The organism is Vibrio tapetis subsp. tapetis (genome assembly GCF_900233005.1).
Lineage (GTDB): Bacteria > Pseudomonadota > Gammaproteobacteria > Enterobacterales > Vibrionaceae > Vibrio > Vibrio tapetis.
The window spans coordinates 2,095,120-2,120,137 of record NZ_LT960611.1 but is presented as its reverse complement, the minus strand read 5'-3'; the positions used below and the strand labels follow the sequence as shown (position 1 = coordinate 2,120,137).

Sequence of the window (25,018 nt, the reverse complement as noted above, 5' to 3'; positions counted from 1 at the left end):
ACAGTCTCTGCGGCAACGGTAGTTGTGTCTTCAGAAGCATTGTGCAGCTCAGGGTAAAGCGTACATTCTGCGTCTTCTTTGATCATCACACCCAAGTTTTGGAAATCAACAATTACTTTTCCATTCAGTATGATATCGATGTTTGCTTTCGCGTAAGGGCGAGGGCTTGTACCGATTTCAGTGACTTCCAGACGGTAAGTAAGAACCGCTGATTGTGGCAGAACTTGCCCACGGCAACGTACTTGCTGTGGGGCATTTTCTAGCGGCTGGAAGCGGCCGTTTTCAACCAAAGTGTGCATACCTAGATGCATCATGTAGAACTGAAGCAGTTGACCACAACCTTCGGCCATTAAAGATCCTGCCATAACAGAGTCGTCTTTAAAGTGGCAAGGGAAGTACCAGTGCTCTGGTTCTAATTGCTTATGGCCTTCAATCAAACCTAAGCCCCATGCACCGCCTTGTGGTTCAACTCGGCTTACTTGTTCAATCATCATGAACTTTTCAGAGCTAAAGCACAGTGATGGCTGTTGGCTGCTAGGAATGTGGCTTGGGCCAAAACATTCTGCAATGTTTGCAGTCAGCAGGTTACGCAGTGCTAGATGATCAAATTGAGTGGTTGGGCAGTGTAGCAATGGGTTGAAACGTTGCTTAACCGCTTGGTTGCGCACTTTGATTTCATCATCAGTGCGGATCACGCCTTTGCCGTCTGCCAATTCTTCGTCAGTGAAGAAACCAGCACAACCGTTGTCCATTTTCAGGATCATCTTGTCGCCGACGAAACATTCGTAAGAGAAGAAAAACAACAGAGTGTCGCCATTGCGAGCGTAGTTATTGATGGAAATATCGTAACGAAGCGTATCGCCACCGCGAGGCAAGTCGCCAAGGAAGGTTAGCGTACAGTCGAGCAAGCGGTATACACGCTCGCCTTTGTTTTCAAAATCGATACCAAGGTAGCTGATCAGCATTAAGTCACATTGACCAGATTCAACCGCAACCGCCCACGGGATTTGGCCATCAACTAAGTAAGGTGCATCCACTGGGATGTCGTACTCTGTGGTCATGGTACTTGGCTTGTATTCCAGCATAGTTGCGTCAAGCTTGGTTACGCGAGATACCAACAAGTAATCGGTGGTTGGTAGGCGTACACGGCGCTTGTAGCTATCGATGATGGCGTAATCTTCACCAAATACTTTGGCGATGTCGCCTTCAGCGTATTCTACTAGATCGTCGTAATCCCAAATGCAAGGCTTGCGAACTGGCTTTACTGGTGCTGCAAGAACGTTAGCTACTTGGGCTTGTTGAACCGCATGTTCAATAACTTGGCCATTACCTGCGTCCATTTGCGCGGTGACTTGGTTTAGTTGTGCGCGCAATAGAGCGTCTGCTACTTTTAAACCTTGTTCACGATTGTGCAAATACGCTTGGTGAACTTGCTGGGTCAGCTGTTGGTTATCATTAAATGCTGCGTGAGTAGCAACGGTTTGTGGGTCTAAATTGGACAAGTTCTGAGTCATGGTTGTTTTTATACCTGTCATCGAAGCCTGAAGAGGTGTCTTCTCGGCTTGGGATTCATAAGTAGGGGATGCATGAGTTTGAGCAAATGGTGCTACCACTTGGCGGCTTACTTTTGCTGCTTGATGCGTTGGCTGCTTGTTGACGGCCTTTTGTTGAATTTGTGCTTGTGCTGCCAGTGGCGAATCTACAATGTGTTGGTAGATATCACGGCCACCTAACGTCACTTGCTTGATCAACTGGCGTTTAGTGTCTGATGCTAATGGCACCGCTAAGCGATCTTGAAGGGCACGTGTTTGCGATTCGCTTTGGCCAAACAACAGTTGAGAACACTGGTTCTCACTGATGTTGGCAATCACCGCGTGTTTGTCTGTACCATTTGCTTGAGCACTCACTTGCGAGAGCTCTATTAAGCCATGCAGTATGCTCGCCATTCCAGATGCAGCAAAGCTGTGACCCAAGCGTAGGTTTGCTTGAGTGGCACGCGATTGTGGCAGTGGAATATTAACGGTCAGGTTGGCACTTTCAGGTGCTTGGTTACGCTCGATAAGCTGAATGTCGTTAGCATTTAGGCCCGCTGAAGTCAGTAGGGTATCGGTTGTGATGTGGCTGCCGTTTACATTGCCAAACGCCAGTGATTTTAGTTGACCATAGCTTTGGTTATTATTAACTAATTGACTGTCAACGAAGACCATCGCACCAGCGCCTTCACCCACATGCCAACCAGCGTCTTGCGCTGTGTTTGCAACGGGAGTGACACTGTTTTTCAAGATCACTTGTTCAGCACTGCCGCTTAAATCAACAGCTGCGATAACCACAGCATCAAGTGATTCTTGGCTCATCAAGTTTTCAGCGACATCAATACAACGAGCAACAGATTGCTCGGCTGCTGAAATGGTGAATGCTGGTCCATTGAAGTCCCATAATGACGAAATACGAGACGCCATAATGTTGCCAATGAAACTGGTGTACTGATTGAGCTTGGCCGCGTCTAGTACGCTGTCCATGGCAATCGTTTCAAGAGCTTGATATTCCTCTTGGTTAAGAGCAATCCCCATGTTGTTCAAGCTGTCTGCAAGTTGGGTATGCAGGTTTACACGGCCACGGAATTGGTGCATTTCCAATTCGGTTTCCATCGCAACCAGCACCGCAACTTTTTGCCCCGCTTCTAACTTAGCATCGCGGATTGCTTCATCTGCCACTTTCATCAGCAGTAGCTGTTGAGAGATCAGGCGGTCATCTTCATTTGGGGGCACTTTAAAGCGCAAGAAATCCAGCTCAAATTGGTCGATGTAAGCACCATGTGGCACGGTATCTAAACCAAAGTTCGCTAATAATTCTGGGTGCTTATCTAAGCCTTTCCAGCGTTTTTCAGGTAACGCACCAAACGCGGTTGTGTTGGTTTTTATTGCGTCACTTAGGGCATTAATCGAGCTTAGTGATCCAAAGTGAGACGCTATGCCAACCACATCTAACGAACGATTAGCTTGTGAGTGAAGCGTCTTATTCGCAGGCTGTTGATTAGATGGCGCTGAATACGCTTCCAATAACAGGTGCGCATTACAACCACCAAAACCAAAGACCGAGACACCAGCACGACGTTGTTCATTACCTGCTTTATCTGGCCATGCTTGCACTTGGGTTGGCAAGGTATGGGCACCAAACATATTGTTTGGCGATGAAAGCGGTGTTTCTAAATTGATACTTGGCGGCAGTACGCCTTGCTTCATGGCGAAGATCATTTTCATGATTCCCGGCATGCCAGCAGCGGTCAATAGATGGCCTAAGTTGGATTTAGCGGAGCCAATTAACGGCACTTGGCTGTCATTGAGTTTGTGCTGGAAGAACTGTTCCATTGAAGTCAGTTCTACCTTGTCACCAAGTGGTGTGCCTGTCGCATGACACTCGATGACTTCAATGCTGTCTGGGGTTAAATCAGACGCTTGGTATGCACGCTCAAATGCTTGCACTTGGCCTTTGCTATTTGGGCTTAAAACAAACTGGCCACGGCCATCGTTAGAAAGACCAATACCACTGACTACAGCGTAAATCTGATCACCATCTCGCTCGGCATCGTCTAAGCGCTTAAGTACGAGTACGCCAGCGCCTTCACCCGCAAACAGACCTTTACTGTTGCTGTCAAACGGAGCAGAAACACCGTGGTCTGGGTAAGCGTGGAAGATGGAAAAACCCATGTTAATAAAGAATGGGTCAGCACCAGATACGGCACCTGCTAGCATCATGTCTGCTTTGCCAGTATTAAGGTAATCACAGGCTAGTTTTAAGGAATAAACCGAACTTGCACACGCTGCGTCTAGGCTAAGTTGTGCATTGCCAAGTCCTAACGCCTCTGCCACCACTTTCGATGCGTTGTGCGCCGCTGAACCATTACTTGGGTTCAACGGGCCGACATTTCCATTGGATGGGTTTAGCTGAAAACTTGAGTTACCTAGCTTGGTTTGCAATGCTTTTTCTACCACGGAGTGGTAAATCGGCAAGAACAGATCGTTAGAGGCGGTGGTCGGGAAAGACAAAGCCCCCATGATCACACCCGTGCGCGCTAATATGTCTGCATCTAAATTGATGCCAGCATCGAGCAGTGCTTTACGGCTGGTATCCAGTGCCCATAAAAAGCTGTCGTCTAGGCCAGAAAATTGCTCAGCAGGGACTTTGTAGCCGTTTGCATCAAAGTTAAAGTCTTTGATGTAGCCACCTTGGTCACAGTAAAAGCGATCAGACTGACCTTGCGTGCCTTGGTAAGCTTCGGTATTCGCACCAAGTTTCTCGTTAGTTAGCGTACTACGAGAATCTTTTTTGTTGATCAGGTTTTGCCAAAAGTCGTTTGGCGTGTCGGCATCAGGGTATTGATTGGCTAAACCGACAATGGCGATTTTGCCAACGGTTTTATTCGCGTGGCCTGAAGCCTTGTTGTCATCGTGATGTTGAGAACTCACACTGGTTCCCCTTGTTTTAAGTTGGTTGTGTCGGCTGCCAACGCGATGCGTTGATCTAATCTTTCGATCAGAGGGGCAACAGACAGCGGTATTTGATGAGTGATCAATTGGCCTAAGCACTTAATGAGGTGAACAATGTCTTCACCGCCTTTAGCGTTGGTAACAATGCAACTGCAATCGGTAGCGCTATCAGTACGGTTGATCTTGTCGATCAATGTCGCGGTTTGGCGATCGGCTCCCACTTCAACAAATAACTTAGCGCCTTGTTCGCGGGCAGCACGAATAAGAGAAGTAAAGTCCAGTGTTGAGCAGAACGTATCCGCAATTGAGCTGGCGATACTTTGGCTGTCTGGGTTAATCAATACGCTTTGGCTTTCATTGACTAAACAGGCAGCACTGATAAAGCCAATATTGTTTGGCAAAGTGTCGCAAAGTGGTTGAGTGTAAAACTCGTTAACTTGTGCATGTTGAGTTAACGCGGGTGTGGTGTGCATCGCCGTAACACGATTAGCAGCAATGCCGCGTTTACCAAGTGCTTTAAGCAGAGCACGACACGATTCTTCACAACCTGCTAGCACACAGGTATCACCTTGGATAATCGCAAGGTATGCGCGAGGGTACGCAGGAAGTAACGCTTCAATTTCTTGCTTGCTACAACGCACAACAAAGCTGTTCCATTTAATGGTTTCGCCTTGTTTAAGTTGCCACTCTTGGCGCACCGCCGTTAACTCTCCAGAAATAGCGCTGGTGAATATTGGGCTGGTTTTGGTTTGCTCAATTAACGCATGAGGGTTTTGCCATACGCCTAAGCTTACCCACATTGAGGCCTCGCCTTTGGAGTAACCTAGGGCATAATTTGGTGTGACTTGAAACTCATCGCACAACAAACGCGTGAACAAATAACTGGTGCCGACACCTGCAATCGCCATTTCACCAAGAGACATTTCTGTTTTGGAATCTGCGTTAACTGGGTAGGTTTTGTCTGCTTGCAGCATTTGTTTCAAGTTACCTTCACGTTCTAGTCGAGCGTAAAGTTCAGGAAAATAGTGATGCATTTCAGCCAGCATATTCGGGTAAACAGTGCCAACGCCTGGGTAAACAAAAGCCACGCTGCCTCGGCTATATGGCGCCGCAACAAAGCAGCTACCCGCAGGCGTTTTATAGTGATGGTCTTCTGCAAACGCTTTATCTAGTGCTTGCATCATCGCCTGAATTTCTTGTGTCAATGCTTGCTTTGAAGCGGCTTGTAAAACGGCCGTTGGCATTTTTACGTTGGCGGTAGATTCGTATTGGTACGTTGCAAGGTTGCTACGCATTAGGCGAAGTAGATCATGCTCGCTAGAACATTGGTCTATTTGCTGGTCTAACTGGTCGAGTTTTGTTGCTAAAGATGAATTATCTTGAGCTAAAACGACAAACATTAGGCGTGATGCATCTAAGATAGACCGAGCATTTTTTAGCCCCGTCGCTTGAGTGAGGATCATGCTAGTCGTTTGAGTGCCAGTAAACGTCAGGCTTGCAACGCGAGCTTGATTTGGCTCGGTAAACCAATAATGACTTTGCTCTTCATCGGAAGAATAAGTGCGACCAGCAATGGCTTCAACCATCAATAAGAACGAATCAAATTGCTGTTGGGCACTGATGTCTTGATGGTTATGTTGACAACTTACATCAGAGGCACGACGACGTGATTGGCTTAAAGCAAGTTCAGCTGAGTCCGCCATACCGGATAAATAAGCATGTGGATGTACGTGGTTTTGCGCCGCTTTTAACCCTGCCATTAGAATCAAATGACCTTGGTCAGAAGTTTGCCCCACTAACTGAACAGTTTGGCCTTGCTCTATCGCTAGAATCGCTGTTTTTAGGCTATGGGCAAAATCGTCAGCGACGGTAATGCATTTAACATTACCGTCGTCTGAGATAGTGGAATTAGCCAAAAGAGCGATGCGCAATGGCATCGCTTTATTTGTTGAGTCCATCACTATGACAATGGCTCCTTTTGTGCTTCATCGGCAGGCAAAAATGCGGCGTTCAGGCTTTTACTGATGGTGATCTTTGCGCCTTTCATTACGGCACTGATACGCCCATCTTGATGATAAAGCGTGACATCAGCTTGTAATGAACGAGCAGTGCTCTTGATGACCTTAAGCTCAATCCAACCTTGCTCACCTGTTGCTAGCGGTTGGTATGAGTAACACTCACCAATCGCCGAAGGCAGGCTTGCCGCGCCGTACTTTAATCTTGCCCATACCAGCATGGCTTGCAGCAAGCAGTCTTCCGCGAACGGTTGATTGCCACCGACATACAGTGTTGGTGTAAACGCGCCACACTCGTTATCAGCGACTGTCGGTAGCTGACAAGTTGCAGCCAGACCTTGGTCATCAAAGCGAGTGATTGCTTTAATGCCTTGCAGTCTTGGCCCGTGAAAAAGCGTGCCGTTGCTATAGAGCTCTTGAGCCGTTGTTACAGGCGCTTGAGTGCTAATAGCCATTGGTTTGGTATCACCTTGTGGCAGGGCATCAACAACCAGTGTTGCTTGATATTGAGGTCGGCCACCACAGTTAATCAAGGCTTTAAACTGACCTTGTGCTTTTGCATCTTGGCTTAGAGTAAGTTCCAGCGTTTGCACGTCGTCATTTTCAAAGATCACGCCTTTAAGCAACTTGTAGTTAAGAACATTCACTTGTGTTCCTAGCCATTGTTGTGCCGCTTCTCTCATCCATTGAATCGCACATACCGTCGGCAACACAGGGTTGCCGGCGATACGGTGATCTTGAACAAAAGGCATGGCCTTAATGTCCAGATCACGTGTGATAGTAACGCTTGATTTACGCGGACTCTTTGCTAACAGCACAGACTCCGCATTAGGCTTTTTTACAGCGTCTTCCTTACCTTGCATGCTCGTACCAACCAGTAGTTGGATACCCGTTTCGCTGGTTAGTTGGCCGCTAAATAAGTCAGATCCGGCTTGAAGAGGAATGACGTACACACCACGTTCGGTGAACATTTTCTTCAGAGCAGGGTTAACCATGCCGCCGTCCCAAGGACCCCAGTTAAAGCTCATTACTTTAGCTTGAGGGTGACGCGCCGAGAACTGCAGCGCTGCCTTGTTCAAAATATCGTTAGACATCGCGTAGTCACTTTGGCCGGTATTACCATAGAAGCCTGCCGCTGATGAGAACATGGCGAGTAACTTAAGTTGGCTATTATCTAGCGCGTTAAGGACGGCTTTAAGGCCACCGACTTTCGTGCCGTAAACCATGTTCAGCTCATCCAAGGTTTTATCGTGGATGTGTTTGTCTGCAAGTACACCTGCGCCGTGGATAAGGCCCGTAATGCCGTCAATTTTATCTAGGGTATTGGCAACAGACTCACCGTTAGAAACATCTAAGCTGATGTATTCTGCGCTCGCACCAACTTTGGTAAAGGCGTTCAGAGATGCGTTGATCTCTAAGCTGCTCAGTACTGGCCAAATTAACGCATCAACCGCTTTCGGTGTTGGTTTCTCACCGCTCGCTTGGATGTGTTTGATCGCCGCAGGCTTAAGTTCAGAAGCTTGCTTGCCTTGTGCCCAACTTGGTAGGTCAGCAAGTTCAGTGAGTTTACTGCGACCTGCAAGAATGAAGTGAGACTGACACTGCTTTGCCAGTGACAACGCACATTCAAACGTTACGCCTTTCGCGCCGCCAGTCACCAACACTTTGTCAGTCTTAGTCAGTTGTGCGGCTGCGTTTTTTGTGACTGCTTGGCCTGCTTCAACTGCAATCAACGTGCTACGACCTGATTCTGCTGAATCTGCATCAGTAATGCCGATTTCAACCGCTGCTGTATTAACATCAAATAGCTCTGCGGTAATCGCTTCGGCTAGATGACGTGCATCAACACTTGGCGCAACATCAATAGCGCGACAGAACACGTTTTGCCACTCGTGGCTCAATGTTTTGGTCAGGCCACCTAGTGCCGCTTGGTTGAGCTCTGCTTTTGCAAGTAATTGGTTATCTAGGTAACCAAAGCCACCATCGATACGGCTTACCGTAAAGAAGTTATGGCGGCCTTTTGTTTCCGTTTTGTTCAGTTGCTGATGTAAGTGCTTCGCAAATAAGAACGCAACGTCTAGGCTATTTTTTGCTTCATCGTCTAGCAGTACGAAACCATTGTGCGACGCAGTAGATTGCGGTTGCAGGTGGATAAAGCCACCAATGGTTTTCTTTGCTTCGATTTCCTTAATCACAGCGCTAATACCAGCATCATCAACCGATGTTAGGTTGTAGCTTTTGATTTCGCTGTTTAAAGGAGATGCGGTAGACAAAGATGTTTTCACTACGGCAACGTGTACGCCGTTAGCGGTCAGCTTCTCTGCTAGTACACCTGCGTTGTGACCATCATCTGTGATCACGACACACGCGTCTTTTGCAAAGCTGTCGCTGAGTTTATCTACCGCTGGTAGCTTTTTTAGCGCTACCTCGTTGTGTGGTGGAAGCTCGCTTGCTGGCGTTGTTGCTGGTGCTGCAGTTTGAACTTGGGCAACAGGTGCAACGGCTTGTGGCGCAGCGAGTTTGCTTTGCATGTAAGTGACGATTTCACCCAGTGTACGGCATTCTGCTAGATCATCTGGGTTCAACTCAGGTAGCGTTGGCAGTTGGTCCTGAACGGTACCCAAGATTTCAACGCGTTTGATAGAGTCGATGCCTAGGTCTGCTTCCATGTCCATGCTTAGGTCAAGCATTTCTGTTGGGTAGCCCGTTTTATCTGCAACAACGTTTAGCATTGTCGCTTGAACTTCGTCTGCGTTTAGACCATTTGCTTGTGCAGCAGGAGCGGCTTCTACAGAAGCACTTTGAGCAGGCAATTTGCTGTTCATGTAGTCAACGATTTCACCCAGCGTACGACACTCGGCCAAATCTTCAGGGTTAAGCTCTGGCAGGGTAGGCAGTTGGTCTTGAACCGTACCTAAGATTTCAACACGTTTGATAGAGTCGATACCTAGGTCTGCTTCCATATCCATGCTCAGTTCCAGCATTTCAGTTGGGTAGCCGGTTTTGTCTGCTACGACTGCAAGCATGGTCGCTTGTACTTCACTCGCGCTTAAGCCGCCAGTTTGAGTAGGAGCTTGTGAAACCGTTGGAGCAACAACAGCTGCTGCACTTTGAGCTGGCAATTTGCTGTTCATGTAATCAACGATTTCGCCAAGAGTACGACATTCCGCTAAATCTTCTGGATTAAGCTCTGGCAGCGTAGGCAGTTGGTCTTGAACCGTACCTAGAATTTCAACACGTTTGATAGAGTCGATACCTAGGTCTGCTTCCATGTCCATGCTCAGTTCTAGCATTTCAGTTGGGTAGCCCGTTTTTTCTGCAACGACTTCAAGCATGGTTACTTGTACTTCGCTTGCGTTTAAACCGCCAGCTTGAACTGGAGCTGCCGTAACAGCGGGTGCCGTGTTTGCTGCAGGCAGTTTGCTGTTCATGTAGTCAACAATTTCGCCTAGCGTGCGACATTCTGCTAGATCTTCAGGGTTTAACTCTGGAAGTGTAGGCAGTTGGTCTTGAACGGTACCTAAAATTTCAACACGTTTGATAGAGTCGATGCCTAGGTCTGCTTCCATGTCCATTTCTAGATCAAGCATTTCAGTTGGGTAGCCAGTTTTGTCTGCGACTACTTCAAGCATGGTCGCTTGTACTGCACTTGCTTCTAAGCCACCTGTTTGAGCTGGCGCTGATGCTTGAACTCCAGAATCTGATGCAGCAGCAGGCATTTTGCTGTTCATGTAACTAACAATTTCAGCCAGAGTACGACACTCTGCCAGATCTTCCGGGTTCAGTTCAGGCAAGTTTGGTAGCTCGTCTTGAACCGTACCAAGAATTTCAACACGCTTGATAGAGTCAATGCCTAAGTCTGCTTCCATGTCCATTTCTAGATCAAGCATCTCAGTCGGGTAGCCGGTTTTCTCAGCAACCACTTCTAGCATCACTTTTTCTGGGTTTAGTGCGTTAGCAACAGGCGCTGCAACCGGGGTTGGCACAACTTGTGGTTTTGCAACGGCAGCCGCTTGTGCTTGAACAGCCGGTGCTTTTACGACAGGTGCTTTTGTCACAGCTGCTTTTGTAACGGTAGCTTTAGCCACTGGAGTTGGTGCAGGCACTTGTGCCGGAGTGGATACTGGCGCTGCAACAGGTGCGATAGTTTGAGTTGCCACTGGTGCTGCGATTTGTACGGGTGCTGCTACTTGTGCTGGCGTTGCAACTGCGGTGTTAACGATAGCAGCAGAAGAGACCGGAGTAGAGCCCAAAGCCGAAAGTGCAGAATTGTTGCTGCTTGCTTGTATGTTCAAGTACGTTGCATGTGCTTTTAGTGTCTCAGCTTGGTGCTGGTGGAAAAGCTCCATTGAACGTTGCAGGCTTTCTGGAATAGCCATGCCAGCCGCCGCCATTTTCGCTTGCTCTGTCATCAGGGCTGCGAAGGTATCGCCGTATTGAGTTGGGATCGCTAGGAATTGCTCATGCACTTGCGCTGCTTGCTGCTGTGCAGCAAAGAAGGCATTGATTGATGCATCGCTTGAAGAAACGGCTGATGTCGCCGGTTGTGCGGGTGCAACGGTTTGAGTCGCAGCTTGAACAGCTTGTGTCACGGGTGCGTTATTTGCAGCAGGCGCTACCTCAACAGGCACTTCGCGAATTTCAGTTTTGATCACTTCTTTTTCCACTATCTTTTCAACCACTTTTTCTACTTCAACGATTTCTGTTTTCGATGTGACGGTACCGTTTTCAAGTGAAGCGGCCATTTTCTTACGAGTTGCAGGGCTGATGTAGTTCGTTGCGTGCAGCTTGATGTTCATCGGAGAGCTAGGTGCAGGCGGTGCGATTTCTGCTTGGTACGGGTCAACCTCAGTAAGAGATACACCCACAACCGCTAATTGAACGGCAGCTAACCGCAATTGTACGTCACTATCGCCTTTAGGGCTTGGGTTGATGCTGATGGTGCATAGCTCTTCAGATTTATCTGTGAGTGTTTTTTCGACCAGTTTTTGTAGGATATTCTTTGGACCAAACTCTACAAATACACGAGCACCCGCTTGGTACATCGCTTCTAGTTGCTCGCTAAAGTGCACTGACTGAAGCATGTGTTGCTTAAACGCTTTCTTAATGGCTTTGCCATCTTGTGGGTAAACGTCACCCGTTGCGTTTGAATAAAGCGGTAGAGCTGACTTGGTAAAGCTTGCTTTATCAATGGCGGCTGCAAATGGTTTTTGCGCGTGTGCCACAAGTGGTGTGTGGAAGGCACCAGAAACAGGCAGTGGAATCGCTTTGAAGCCTTGCTCTGTGAGTGCTTTTGCTGCTTGTTGTGCTTCAACCGTTGGGCCTGCAATTACAAGCTGAGTTGGCGCGTTGTAGTTAGCGATGCTAACGCCTTCAAATGAAGCGACGCATTTTTCAACGGTAGCCAGTTCTTTCGCATCCAAAATCACAGCGTACATGGTACCGCTGTCGCCTTCAGCAGGCTTTTGAGCCATGGCATTGCCTCGAGCAAACGCTAGCTTGTAGTAATCTTGTTGAGAGATAACACCTGATGCGCACAATGCACTTAGCTCACCAAAGCTATGGCCAGCAAACATATCGGCTTTAAAGCCAGCTTGGGTCATCAGTTCAAATTGGGTCATTGAAACGACACCAATCGCGCTTTGTGCGTTTGCGGTATTGGTTAATCTTGCTTCTTGTTCTGCTACCGCTTCTTTATTGAAAGCAGGAATAGGGAATAGAACTTGAGAAAGCACCGTTTTCTTATTTTCTGCAAAGACAGCATCTGCTTGTTCAAGTTGCTGACGTGCTTCTGGGTAGTAACACGCCAGTTCACGGCCCATGTTGAGGTATTGTGAACCTTGGCCTGCGAACAGAGCGGCAACCTTGTTTGATTCATCTTTATTTACAAGAGCAGAAACGCGGAAGCTAGTACCGTTTGGTAGCTGCCATTTATCCGCTGAGTTTTTCTCGATTTGAGAAATCGATTGAGTCAGCAATTCTTGTAATTCTTGCTCAGTTTTAGCAACCAACCCCAAACGAGCGTGGTTAGCGTCTAGTTCACGAAGTGCATGCGCTTTAGCCAGTTCAGCGACAGATGCCTTGCCTGCTGCAAGATCGGCGTTGATGGTTTTTAAGCTAGCGACCAGTGCATCACGAGATGCGGCACTAAACAGCAAGGTTTGCGCCACTTCACGTTGGCGGTATTTGTCGCCACGTTTGTGCTCTGCTGTGTACTCTTCCAATACAACGTGGAAGTTAGTGCCACCAAAACCAAATGAGCTGATACCCGCACGACGTGGCGTGCCGTCTGCTCTTTGTGCCCAAGGACGTGTTTCGGTATTTAGGTAGAATGGCGAGTTCTCAATGTCCAATTTTGGATTTGGAGCGGAAACATTGATGGTCGCTGGCAACACTTTGTGGTGAAGTGCTAGTGATGCCTTAATAAGGCCAGCCGTACCTGCCGTTGATTTAGTGTGTCCGATTTGAGACTTAACTGAACCTAATGCAATGTGCTGCTTCTTATCGTTACCTTCACTAAATACTGAGTTCAAGCCGCCAAATTCAGCGACATCACCCGCGGCTGTGCCCGTGCCGTGAGCTTCTAATAAACCTAACGTTTCTGGTGCAAAGCCAGCATCATCGTAAGCGGCTTTCAGTGCTTTCGCTTGGCCTTCAGGGCGAGGAGCATAAATGCTCTTAAACTTACCGTCTGAAGATGCGCCAATGCCCTTGATCACCGAGTAGATACGATCGCCATCGCGTTCTGCATCTTCTAGGCGCTTTAACGCAACCATGCCGATACCTTCGCCAATCATCATGCCTTTTGAATCGATATCAAAAGGTTGGATGGTTTCATTGGTAGTAAAGGCCGGGGTTTTTGAAAAGCTCATGTACATGGTTGGTGAGTTATCAGTACACACACCACCTGTGATCATCATTTCACTGCGGCCTTCAACAAGCTCGCCCAGAGCCATACGCATTGCGGCTAAAGAGCCTGCACATGCCGCGTCAACCACACAGTTAATGCCACCTAAATCAAAGCGGTTAGCGATACGGCCTGAAATGACATTACCGAACGAACCTGGGAACGAGTTCTCTTCCCAGTGAATGTACTGGTCTTGGAACTTCTTGATCAGCATTTCGCTGTCTTGTTCACTGATGCCACTGTTTGCAAATACCTTTTTAAGTACAGGATATTGCAGACGAGCATTCAGGCTTTGGCTGATCTTTTGGCCGCCACCCACACCCAACGTAATCCCGATTTTATCGCGGTTGTAGCCTTCAGGCAGTTTTGCATCAGCAAGTACTTCTTTCGCCACAATCAAAGAAAGCAGTTGAGAAGTATCCGTTAGCTCTAGGATATTTGGCGGTAGGCCGAACTCCATTGGATTGAAATCAACTTCAGGAATGAAACCACCACGCTTACAGTAAGACTTATCTGGCGTGCTTTTGTTTGCATCATAGTAGTCTTCTGCGCGCCAGTGAGTGTCAGGCACCTCTGTGATGGCGTCTATTTTTTCACTGATCAAATCCCAAAATTTGTTTAGATAACGGGAGTTAGCAAAAATGCTCGCCATACCAACAATGGCAATAGGCATGTCTTTCAAACGCTTATTCAGGCGCTTGTCTTGTTGCTCTTCTGATAGTGATTCCGGGGTTTGGCTCATTATGAGTCTCCGCTGGGCAGCCGCAATTCGGTTGCCTTTGTCTTAGTTTGGGCTTCTAGATAATGTGTGTTGCTTGTGGGAGTGGCTATATAAAAGCGCCGTGATAATAGTGTGCTACTGATAAGCAGTAGATCTTTGAAATTTGAAGTATGTGAGTGATTCAACTCGTTACGAATAGAGAAAGTCATTGCGAAAATGCACTGGGAAAATGTGAGGTGGTTTCCATCAATATTTACTCTAGCCGTTGCCGCTATATATACGGCAATAAAACGTCTTTTTTGTCCAAAAAACGTCGTTAAATTTATCAATGGTAGAGCAGATTACGCGAGGGGCACGATGTATACAATATCAGCAAACCGTGGAATGGTCTCATCAGACCAGCGTAAGTGTGTTTTTGTTGAATTTCTAAGTGGTCTGCATCTTAACTTTATGAAAATAATGGATTTATCTTAAATTTTTAGAGTAAACACTCAGGTGTGTGGCTTTGTGTGATCTAAGCCTTGTTTTTGGTAATAAAAGTCTCTTAATTCTTGTTGTGGCGGGTTCTTGCTGGATCAAAAGTGTAAATTTTATGAATTACTAATATAGAGCTTTAGCTCTAACTGTGTCATTGTTAACCCTATTAATAGGGTGGTTTAATCCCTCGTCAATCAGTGCTGTTAATTGGTTTGAAACCCAGTCAAAATGGCCAGATATCGTTAGTGAAAAGGTTTGCTGTTTTGTCTTCTATTCATACTGTTCAATTGTGGTTTTGTCCTCTTACCTCTCTGGATGATGGTATTGACCATCTTGCCGTATTGCGCTCTACGTTAAATGAAGACGAACTGGCGAAAGTTGATCGGTATCGTTTTCCTAACGCGCGTTTACAAGCGCTCTACGTGCGGAATTATTTACGATTGATTTTGACCCACTGCGCAAGAGGCTCAAATTTGAATATTGCTCCAGAGCAATGGCGATTTAAGTATGGATCGAAGGGTAAGCCTCATTTATGTGATGAACAATATGAGCAGACAGGAATGGATTTCAACATCAGCCACAGTGGTGGATACCTCTTGGTGGCAGTCGTGATATCTGGATCTTTTGACCACTTACCGGGAGGATGCAATACACTTAAGTTAGGGGTAGATATTGAAGAATCTCGCCCAAATACTGATATTCATGCTATTCACCAACACTACTTTTCTCAAAATGAATCAACGCGTTTGCTTGCGCTACCTATGAGTGAGCAAAGACGGTACTTTTTCGACTTATGGGCATTGAAAGAGTCTTATATCAAAGCAACAGGGAAGGGGCTATCGACGCCGCTACATAGCTTTGGTTTCGATATGTCGAATGGACTGGAGAGCAAACTGCCGATTCAACCACACGGTTCTAATCTTGAAGGATTTGAGAAGGAATTACAGCCCGTCTCTGTAATGGATCTACCGCAAGCGACGTTGTTAGAAGGAATTTTGTTAGAAAGGGTCCAACTTGGTAGTATTTCAGAAAATTCAGATGAACCGCAAATTTGGAAGAATTGTATGGGGCGCATTGGAGAGGAGTACCGCTATGCCGTCTCTTTGTGTACTGAAACTCCGTTTGATTTAGTGATCCAAGCAAACTGGCTCGAGTCTAGCCAGTTGTTGGCAGCATTGCGATCCTGATTTAGTCGGTGTGCTTGGCAAACGCCGTTAAGATAAAATCAGGCGTGGGCTGTAGGCGCTTTTCTTTATCCAAACAGACCATTTCTATTTCACCAATAACGGCCGGTCTTATTGCGTTTGGGCGCCAAACTTCTTGTCGCCACAGTGTTTTGTATTTACCTTCTAGCTCTACGCTAGAGCGAATATCACACACTTCAGCAAACTCTACACCTTCTTGAAACGTCATGTCAGCCTTGTATACCGCGAAACCTAACCCGTGTTCATTCCATAGTGTCGCTAATTTATCACTATCAATGACATGCTCGCGTGCTCTTTCGAAATACTTCAAAAAATTTGGGTGATAAACCACACCTGAATGGTCGGTATCTTCGTAGTAGATTTGCACAGGATGGTGATAAATGGTGCTCATGCTAGGACTGGTCTCATATTAGTAAGCGGTAATTGCATTAGTGGTGGCTACTTTACCTTAGCAAGTACGAAAAGCTAAATACTAAAAACGAAGTCAGAGCAGTTAACTTAGCACTTAGCTTTTAGCACTTCGGTTTTAGCACTTCGCTTTTCGCTTTTCGGTGGAGTTCCACCAAATCGACTTTTTCTCATGTGTCATTTCCCACCCATTATTTCTTATGTCTAGCTTGGATCTATTCAGGTTAAATTTCTGTAACCCTTGTGGTTATTGACTTGTTAAATAAATGTGACTTGTTGGCGCGCTAATTGCTTATAAGAAAGACAAGGCGCCAGAGCATGGACGCTGGATGATAAAAACAAGGAGAAATAAAATGTTAAAGCCTCTTACTCTACTTTCGGTATCGATTCTTGCTGTAACCAGTTTTCAAGCGTCTGCTAACTGTGACCCTGGTGAAATGGTGATCAAGTTCAGCCACGTAACGAATACAGATAAACACCCAAAAGGGATCGCGGCTTCATTGCTTGAAAAGCGAGTTAACGAAGAGATGAACGGTAAAGCGTGTATGGAAGTATTTCCAAACTCGACGCTTTATGATGATAACAAAGTACTTGAAGCGCTACTTAATGGTGACGTACAACTCGCCGCCCCTTCTTTATCAAAATTTGAGAAGTTCACTAAAAAGTACCGTATTTTCGATTTGCCATTCTTGTTTGAAGACGTTGCAGCGGTTGACCGCTTCCAGAACTCAGAAGCAGGCGATAAGCTGAAAAATGCGATGAAACGTCGTGGTCTGAAAGGTTTGGCGTTTTGGCATAACGGTATGAAGCAAATGTCGGCGAATAAGCCGCTGCTAATGCCTTCAGATGCGGAAGGACTCAAGTTCCGTGTTCAAGCATCTGATGTTTTGGTTGCGCAGTTTGAGCAACTGGGTGCAAACCCACAAAAAATGTCGTTTAAAGAAGTGTACGGTGGCCTACAAACTAAGGTTATCGACGGCCAGGAAAATACATGGTCAAACATCTACGGCAAGAAGTTCTTCGAAGTACAAGACGGCGTAACGGAAACTAATCACGGTATTTTGGATTACCTAGTAGTAACGTCGAACGACTTCTGGAAAAACCTACCCGATGACATTCGCGATCAATTGGGAACGATTATTACGGAGGTTTCTGCAACACGAAATGCTGAATCTTCAAAAGTAAATATGGCGAATAAGAACAACATCATTGAAGCGGGTGGTGAAGTTCGTACGTTAACGCCAGATCAGCGTCAAGCATGGGTAGCAGCACTTCAACCTGTATGGAAGAAGTTTGAAAAAGACATCGGTTCGGATCTTATTGAAGCGGCTTTAGCTTCAAACAAATAATAATTACAAAACTAATAGGCGGGCATGTCCCGCCTTTAATTATAACGATGAAAAACAGTTCTTGAGAGCGGAGTATTCCATGGAACAGTCTCTTTTTTCTAAAGTCGGAAAAATTACCGATGCGATAGAAGAAACCCTTATCGCATTTTTTCTCGGGGCCATGACCCTATTAACGTTCGCCAACGTTGTGTCGCGTTACGTGTTCAACGACAACATTTTGTGGGCGTTAGAGCTTACCGTATTTATGTTCGCATGGATGGTGCTGGTGGGCGCTTCTTATGGTGTGAAAAAGCACTTCCACATTGGCGTTGATGTGATCATCAACCTCGCTTCAGAGAAATGGCGCAAAGCTTATGCCATGGTAGCCGTTTGCTCATGTTTGGCATTCTCTATCTTGCTCTTGATCGGTTCTTGGAACTATTGGTATCCGTTTGTCAGTGAGCGAGCGTGGTACGAGACCGATGATATTCCTATGCCGGAGTTTTTACAGTTCATGTCGGATTGGTTAAACGAAGGTGAACGCTACGAAAAAATGCCACGATTTATTCCTTATATGGCGTTGCCGATTGGCATGGCGATGCTGACTTTTCGTTTCCTGCAAGTTGCAGTGCAAGTGTTCAACGGAAAAATGGACCGCATGATTGCCGGTCATGAAGCGGAAGAGGGCTTAGAAGCTCTGAAAGCGGAAGTGACACAAGGTAGCGACGAAGACGCAATGGCACCACTGGATACCAAAGGTAAGGAGAAGTAAATCATGGCCATGTTATTTTTGTTTTTGATGGTGATTGCTTTCATGCTGATTGGCGTGCCAATTGCCATATCGCTGGGTTTGTCCAGCATGATATTCCTGTTAATGCACTCTGATGCGTCGCTCGCATCTGTGGCACAAACTTTGTTCAATGCTTTTGCTGGGCACTACACCCTGTTAGCAATACCATTCTTTATCTTGGCATCTAGCTTTATGTCTACCGGCGGTGTGGCCAAACGTATTATTCGTTTTGCTATTGCCATGGTTGGTTGGTTCCGCGGTGGCCTTGCTATGGCTTCTGTTGTGGCCTGTATGATGTTCGCTGCGTTGTCTGGTTCGTCTCCTGCAACGGTGGTTGCTATCGGTAGTATCGTGATTGCCGGTATGGTGAAAAATGGTTACTCAAAAGAGTTTGCAGCAGGTGTGATCTGTAATGCGGGTACGCTTGGTATCTTGATTCCGCCTTCTATCGTAATGGTTGTTTATGCAGCAGCGACGGATGTGTCAGTAGGCCGTATGTTCTTAGGTGGCGTGATCCCTGGCTTATTAGCTGGCGTGATGCTGATGATTGCTATCTATATTGCGGCTCGTTGGAAAAATATTCCGGCTCAACCGTTTGTGGGTTGGGGCGAAATGTTTGCCGCGGCTAAAGACGCGAGTTGGGGATTGTTACTGATCGTCATCATTCTTGGTGGTATTTACGGCGGTATCTTCACACCAACAGAAGCGGCGGCAGTTGCGGCGGTGTATGCGTTTTTCATTGCTAACTTCATCTATAAAGATATGGGGCCGTTTGCGGATAAAGAAAATACCAAACCCGCGATCGTAAAAGCTGTTCAAACATTTGTGCATAAAGACACTAAAGACACACTGTTTGAAGCGGGCAAGCTGACAATTATGTTGCTGTTTATCATTGCCAATGCACTGATCTTAAAACACGTTCTTACCGAAGAGCGCATTCCTCAGATGATCACGGAATCTATGCTGTCGGCCGGGCTTGGGCCAATTGCGTTCCTGATTGTGGTGAATATTCTGCTTTTGATTGGCGGCCAGTTTATGGAGCCATCGGGTCTTTTGATCATCGTTGCTCCTCTGGTATTTCCAATCGCGATAGAGTTGGGTATTGATCCTATCCACTTGGGCATCATGATGGTGGTGAACATGGAAATAGGCATGATCACACCGCCGGTTGGGCTCAACCTCTTTGTTACGGCAGGGGTTGCGAAAATGTCGATGATGAATGTGGTAAAAGCCGCTCTACCATGGGTTGGCGTGATGTTCTTATTCCTCATCATCGTGACGTACGTACCTTGGGTTTCAACTTGGTTGCCTACGACGCTAATGGGGCCGGAAATTATTACTAAATAACAAAGCTAAACGAAGGAAAGTAGTGCTAAGAGCAGCTTGTCCCAATGCTGCTCTTAGCCAGAATGTTTCCCTGAAGCAAAATAATAATAACGATGTTCCTAAACTCCGTATTGCCCTGCCTCCCCCGCAGGGCTTTTTTGGTTCAGGCTTAAGGCTTAAGGCGTAACGGGGGGCTTTCCTGTAGCCTTCTGCCTCACGCCCTCCGCCTTTGTTTTACTGCGCTAGGGAGTAGAAAATAGCTGAAATAGAGATCATACCGATGATGACGATAAACACGTTGCTGATAGCTCCGGAATATTGGCGCATAGCTGGAACTTTTTTAATTGCGTACATTGGCATGATGAACAGCAACATGGCGATGATTGGGCCGCCTAGGCTTTCAATCATGCCCAAAATACTTGGGTTAATCGTCGCGACTAACCACGTTGTGACGAGCATGAACAGTGCTGTAAAGGAGTTGAGTGCCTTTTCCGGGACTTCTTTACCTTTACTACGTGCCATTTTGATCACCAGGCCGTTTAAGCCTTCGCTTGCCCCTAGGTAGTGACCTAAGAAAGACTTTGTGATGGCAATTATAGCGACAACAGGAGCAGCGTAGGCGATGGCTGGTGTTTCAAAATGATTGGCTAAGTAAGTCAGGATTGAAACATTCTGCTCCTTGGCTTCCGCTAGATTGGCGGGTGATAAGCTGAGTACGCAACTGAATACAAAAAACATCACAGTTACGACCATCATTACGTGTGCAATAGCGAGGATCTTAGAACACTGTTTTTCGGCCCTCTCACCGTATTCTTTTTGCTTCGCAACGGCGAAAGAAGAGATAACAGGAGAGTGGTTAAACGAAAACACCATGACGGGTAAAATAAGCCATACCGCCATTGAAACGCTGGTGAAACTGCCACCTGTCGGGATCACTTGTTCGAAGATCGTACCGCTCCAATGTGGCACGAGGTAAAGAGCCAGCATGAGGAGTACGGCGACAAATGGAAAGACTAATACGCTCATTGCTTTAATGATCAGTTGCTCACCTAAACGGACAACCGCCATAAGCGCAACAATTAGCATTAATGCCAACAAAGCACGAGTCGGAGGTTCAACACCCAGTTGTTGGATCATGAAGCTTTCTACCGTGTTGGTCAGTGCTACGCTGTAAACCAACAAAATAGGGTAGATAGCAAAAAAGTACAGTAAGGTAATGACTTTCCCCATTCCGATGCCAAAGTGTTCTTCAACGACTTCAGTGATGTTTGCCCCAGGGTTAGAGCTTGAAAGGACAAAGCGAGTCATCCCACGGTGGGCAAAAAATGTCATAGGTAACGCGAGTATTGTCATGACGAGCAGCGGGATCAAACCGCCAGCTCCCGCATTAATTGGTAAGAACAAAGTACCTGCACCAACGGCCGTACCATAAAGGCCAAGAGCCCAAATCGTGTCGCTTTTACTCCAGGTTGATTTGCTGGAGTTATCTTCTAGTGAGATATCGATAGTATTACTTTTAACAGTGTCCATTATAGACATTTCCTCTAATAGGTATGTATTTACGCCTTCAGGGAATCAAATTGTAAATCTTCCGTGCTTTACCGATTGGCAAAGGAATAATAAGCAGGCGCAATGCTGAAACACTGCAATCAAATTTTATTTGGGAACAAAAAATAGAAAATGTAGGTGAATAGCAACGAAAATTCGTTGTCTCGACTATTCATGTGACGGTTCCGTGGTCAGTGTTGTGTATCCATGCGGCATTAAGCTATTGAAATTGTGCCTGCTGTAATATCGCTAATTAAATAGACCCTAGTGGATTCCAAGAGACGCGAGCAGTATAGGGGGAATGCCGTGGTACAACTATTGATCCAGAACAATGTACGTTTTGAGTGCGGAATTTATCGCCAATTACAGCGAAATATATTTATCGTTACTATTAATTTGGCGAATGAATCTATTGGAAGGGAGGTTGGCATTCTCATAGTGAATGCCATTTGTTTGTTGTTGGGCGTAAAGCCTCAAAGTATCACTATGCGTCGTTTAACTTTTGAATTCTTCCTTACTTAATCCATATTTTTGCATTTTGTCGTACAGTGTTTTTCGGGCTAATTGAAGGTTATGCATGGTGTCTTTGATGCTACCGCCACAGTCTGCCAAACATTGCTCTAAAATAGTTTTCTCAAACTCTGCGACTTGTTCGGAAAGACCTTGTTGCGGTTGGGCAATATTGGCATCACCTAATTGAATTAATTTACCCAGTAAGACAAAGCGTTCGGCTGCATTACGTAATTCTCGTACATTTCCGGGCCAATTATGAGCAAGTAGGATCTGTAGATCACTGGCGGGTAATGAGGTTGCTGCTTTGCCATAGCGAGCTGCGGCAACCAACAAAAAGTGATGGAATAAACCCGGAATATCTTCTTTACGTGAGCGAAGAGGAGGCAGATCTAGCGTTACGACGTTTAATCGATAATAGAGATCTTGACGAAAGGTTCCTTCGCTAGCGGCTTGCTTTAAATCGACTTTAGTGGCAGCGATGACGCGAATATCTAGCTCAACAGCTTGGTTTGAGCCAACACGTTCTAAGCTACGCTCTTGTAATACCCGTAACAGCCTGATTTGTGCTTGCATCGGCATTGACTCGATTTCATCAAGAAAAAGTGTGCCTCCTTGGGCGTGTTCAAACTTGCCAACCCTTCGACTTTCTGCTCCAGTGAATGCGCCTTTTTCGTGCCCGTAAAGCTCGCTTTCGATTAGGTTTTCTGGCACGGCACCACAATTTACGGCAACAAAGTTTTGTTCTCTTCGACCACTTTGCTCATGAAGAGATCGAGCCACTAATTCCTTGCCTGTTCCGGTTTCGCCAAACAAAAGAATATCCGCGTTAGTGTCGGCAACATGGCTTATGGTATCGCGAAGTGCTTGAATGCTAGAGGTGTCACCAATAATCCTTGGCCCAAGAGCTTGCTTGGCTTTTAATGCGCGTTTTAATTGTTGGTTTTCAAGCGTCAGTTTACGTCTTTCGATGCCTCGCTTGACGGTGTCTATGAGGCGGTCACTGGCAAACGGCTTTTCGATAAAGTCGTAAGCGCCATCATGCATGGCTTGCACTGCCATAGAAATATCACCGTGACCAGTGATCAGTACCACTGGAATATCGGCATCTTTGTGTTTGATAGAGCGAAGTAAATCTTGGCCTGAAAGGTTAGGTAAGCAAATATCAGTGACGACTACATGCGGAGGGTTATCATTGTCGAAAGCAAGCAGCGCAGATTCAGCATCGGCAAAGCCCTTGGCTTCAATCTCAGCCAACTCAAAGCTTTGCTCCATTGCGATGCGGAGATCTTCTTCGTCATCAATAAAAAACACATGACACATTTAGGTACTTATCCTTGTAATTATGGCGTTTACTGTGGCCTAAGTCGTTCTAGTTCTAGTTCTTAAGCAACGTAATTTGGAAGCAAGCGCCTCCAATGGCACTCGTATTCGCGGTTAGCGTCCCATTCATTCCTTCAACGATTTGCTGAGAAATCGACAAACCGAGCCCCAAACCGTTTTGTTTGGTGGTAAAGAAAGGATCAAATAGGCGGCTAAGATGATCTTGCGCGATACCGGGCCCGTTGTCTTCTATACGTATCACAATTTCATCGTCTAATTGAGACAGTGACACGATGACTTGCTTAATGGATTGGTGCTCGATGGCTTGCATCGCATTAGACAGCAAGTTTACCAGTACTTGCTCAAGTTGAATCGGATTGACCTTGGTCTGGATCAATTCAGTTTGAATGTTAAGTTGTAGATCGACTTGTTGGTTTTTTATCTGAGCTTTAAGCAGCTCTTTCGCGGCGATAATCAGTGGGAATATTTGCGCATCAACGAGCTCATTCGCATTGGACTTCTTAGCAAACGCTTTTAGCTGTTTACTGATCTGGGCCATTCGCTCGGTTAGGGCCGAAATACGAACTAGGTTTTCGCTGGTTTTTTCAGGTTTTCCTTTCTCAAGGAAGGCTTTCCCGTTGTCGGCATAACTTCTAATCGCGGCCAATGGGTTATTCAGTTCATGACTGATGCTGGCAGACATTTGGCCAAGTACGGCGAGTTTTGCAGCTTGTATCAATTCGTCTTGAGTTTGACGTAGCGTGTGTTCGGTTTCCGTCCTGACCTTTACTTCATGATGGAGTTCGGCGGTACGCTCCATGACTTGAAATTCCAATTTGTGTTTCGCATCTTCTTGGATTCTTTCGATGTGCTTTTGTTTCGTTCTATGCTGGATGTAAACAACGTAGCTAAGGTACATCAAAACGAATATTAGCGTATAAATTGAAGCTATCGCTGCTACGCTCCACATAAGCTGAATTTTTGGCGTTAGTACACGCACCGTAAGATCGATATTGTCCATGGGTTGATGGGCGCTAAGGTATTGATTGTTCCAAGACGGGTTAATGCTATGGGCTATTTCGCTGCTCGTGCTGTCTAGATCGCCGGACAGCATTAATGAGCCAATTTCTCGTTCAAGATATCGCCTGCTTTCTGCAATATTAATCTTAGTATCAATGCTGAGTGGAATTAAACTATGAAACAGCCAAGATTTACGATTAGACATAAACACAACGTTGTTTTCATCGGTGACCGCGAAATAACTCTCTTTATTGGTCCAGTTTTGTTCAATGTTAGAGAGCTCTTTTTTTACGACGATGACTCCTAGCGTCTTGGCGCCATACACAATAGGGTAGGCGTAGTAGTAACCTCGTCTTCCTGACGTGCTACCAAGAGCGAAGTATTCCCCTTTTTGTCCATTAATGGCTTTTTGAAAGTAGGGACGAAAAGCAAAATTACGACCGATAAAAGTGCGTGGATTAGCCCAATTACTGGCCGAAATAGTCGTGCCATTTTTATCAATTAGATAGGTGTCTGAAGCGCCAATAATTTGATTTACTTGCTCTAAGTAGCGGTTAGTAATATCTAGCTGTGCACTGTTATTTGGTTTAATTAATGCATCAATCAACTCTCTGTCTTTTGACATCAGTTGAGGGATATAGGCGTATTTATCGAGTTGACTCGACAGATGACTGTTAAGTTGTTCGGCCTGTTGAAGTGCATTATCGCTGAGCTGCTGATAACCAGATTGCCAAACCCAGCTGGTAACAATGAACATACTGATGAAGTAGATCACAAAAAAAACCATTGAAACGCGCTTGCGTACAGCCATGACAACTTCCTTTTATCATTTAGCCTCTAGATTAAATGCCGCACAAAAAGTTACCAATTAATCCTATCAAAACAAGACTGGGATCTCTTTTTCGTTTTTTTCTGAAAAAAAGGGATTATTTCCCTTGAAAAGCCATGTATCG

The 25,018-nt window shown here is 46.0% G+C and carries 10 protein-coding genes and 1 pseudogene; 4 read left to right on the top strand and 7 right to left on the bottom strand.

The window, feature by feature from the left end; all coding sequences use genetic code 11:
• Positions 1-43: 43 nt before the first annotated feature.
• From VTAP4600_RS09410 to VTAP4600_RS09400, 3 genes and pseudogenes are all read right to left on the bottom strand, one after another.
• Positions 44-4,466 (bottom strand): annotated as a pseudogene (locus VTAP4600_RS09410) (hotdog fold thioesterase); the annotation flags it as partial.
• Positions 4,463-6,448 (bottom strand): PfaB family protein, encoded by a 1,986-nt coding sequence (locus tag VTAP4600_RS09405; protein ID WP_102522565.1) that lies wholly within the window; start codon positions 6,446-6,448, stop codon positions 4,463-4,465. The gene VTAP4600_RS09405 and the pseudogene VTAP4600_RS09410, both read right to left, overlap by 4 nt.
• Positions 6,448-14,151: a type I polyketide synthase gene (locus VTAP4600_RS09400; protein WP_102522564.1), complete on the bottom strand. Its 7,704-nt coding sequence runs from the start codon at positions 14,149-14,151 to the stop codon at positions 6,448-6,450. Before VTAP4600_RS09400 ends, VTAP4600_RS09405 begins: the two co-directional genes overlap by 1 nt.
• 719 nt (positions 14,152-14,870) lie before the next feature.
• On the opposite strand from VTAP4600_RS09400, the gene VTAP4600_RS09390 reads away from it, so the two are divergent.
• Positions 14,871-15,794, top strand: a complete 924-nt coding sequence (locus VTAP4600_RS09390) for a 4'-phosphopantetheinyl transferase family protein (RefSeq protein ID WP_145958573.1) — start codon at positions 14,871-14,873, stop codon at positions 15,792-15,794.
• Between the two features lies 1 nt (position 15,795).
• On the opposite strand, the gene VTAP4600_RS09385 is transcribed toward VTAP4600_RS09390, so the two are convergent.
• On the bottom strand, positions 15,796-16,203 hold the full coding sequence (locus VTAP4600_RS09385) for a thioesterase family protein (RefSeq protein ID WP_102522561.1): 408 nt from the start codon (positions 16,201-16,203) through the stop codon (positions 15,796-15,798).
• A gap of 370 nt (positions 16,204-16,573) precedes the next feature.
• Here VTAP4600_RS09385 and VTAP4600_RS09380 point away from each other — a divergent pair, with 370 nt between their 5' ends.
• From VTAP4600_RS09380 to VTAP4600_RS09370, 3 genes are all read left to right on the top strand, one after another.
• Positions 16,574-17,569, top strand: coding sequence for a TRAP transporter substrate-binding protein (locus tag VTAP4600_RS09380; protein WP_102522560.1), 996 nt, complete (start codon positions 16,574-16,576; stop codon positions 17,567-17,569).
• Positions 17,570-17,648: 79 nt separating this feature from the next.
• Entirely contained in the window at positions 17,649-18,320 is a 672-nt protein-coding gene (locus VTAP4600_RS09375; RefSeq protein ID WP_102522559.1) for a TRAP transporter small permease, read from the top strand.
• 3 nt (positions 18,321-18,323) lie between these two features.
• Complete coding sequence (locus VTAP4600_RS09370) at positions 18,324-19,685, top strand: TRAP transporter large permease (RefSeq protein WP_102522558.1); 1,362 nt, start codon at positions 18,324-18,326, stop codon at positions 19,683-19,685.
• A gap of 213 nt (positions 19,686-19,898) precedes the next feature.
• On the opposite strand, the gene VTAP4600_RS09365 is transcribed toward VTAP4600_RS09370, so the two are convergent.
• The 3 genes from VTAP4600_RS09365 to VTAP4600_RS09355 all read right to left on the bottom strand — a co-directional run bounded on the left by VTAP4600_RS09365 (position 19,899) and on the right by VTAP4600_RS09355 (position 24,876).
• Positions 19,899-21,194 (bottom strand): HAAAP family serine/threonine permease, encoded by a 1,296-nt coding sequence (locus tag VTAP4600_RS09365; protein WP_102522557.1) that lies wholly within the window; start codon positions 21,192-21,194, stop codon positions 19,899-19,901.
• 513 nt (positions 21,195-21,707) lie between these two features.
• Positions 21,708-23,045, bottom strand: coding sequence for a sigma-54-dependent transcriptional regulator (locus VTAP4600_RS09360; RefSeq protein ID WP_102522556.1), 1,338 nt, complete (start codon positions 23,043-23,045; stop codon positions 21,708-21,710).
• A 55-nt stretch (positions 23,046-23,100) separates the two neighbouring features.
• On the bottom strand, positions 23,101-24,876 hold the full coding sequence (locus VTAP4600_RS09355; protein ID WP_102522555.1) for an ATP-binding protein: 1,776 nt from the start codon (positions 24,874-24,876) through the stop codon (positions 23,101-23,103).
• Positions 24,877-25,018: the final 142 nt, after the last annotated feature.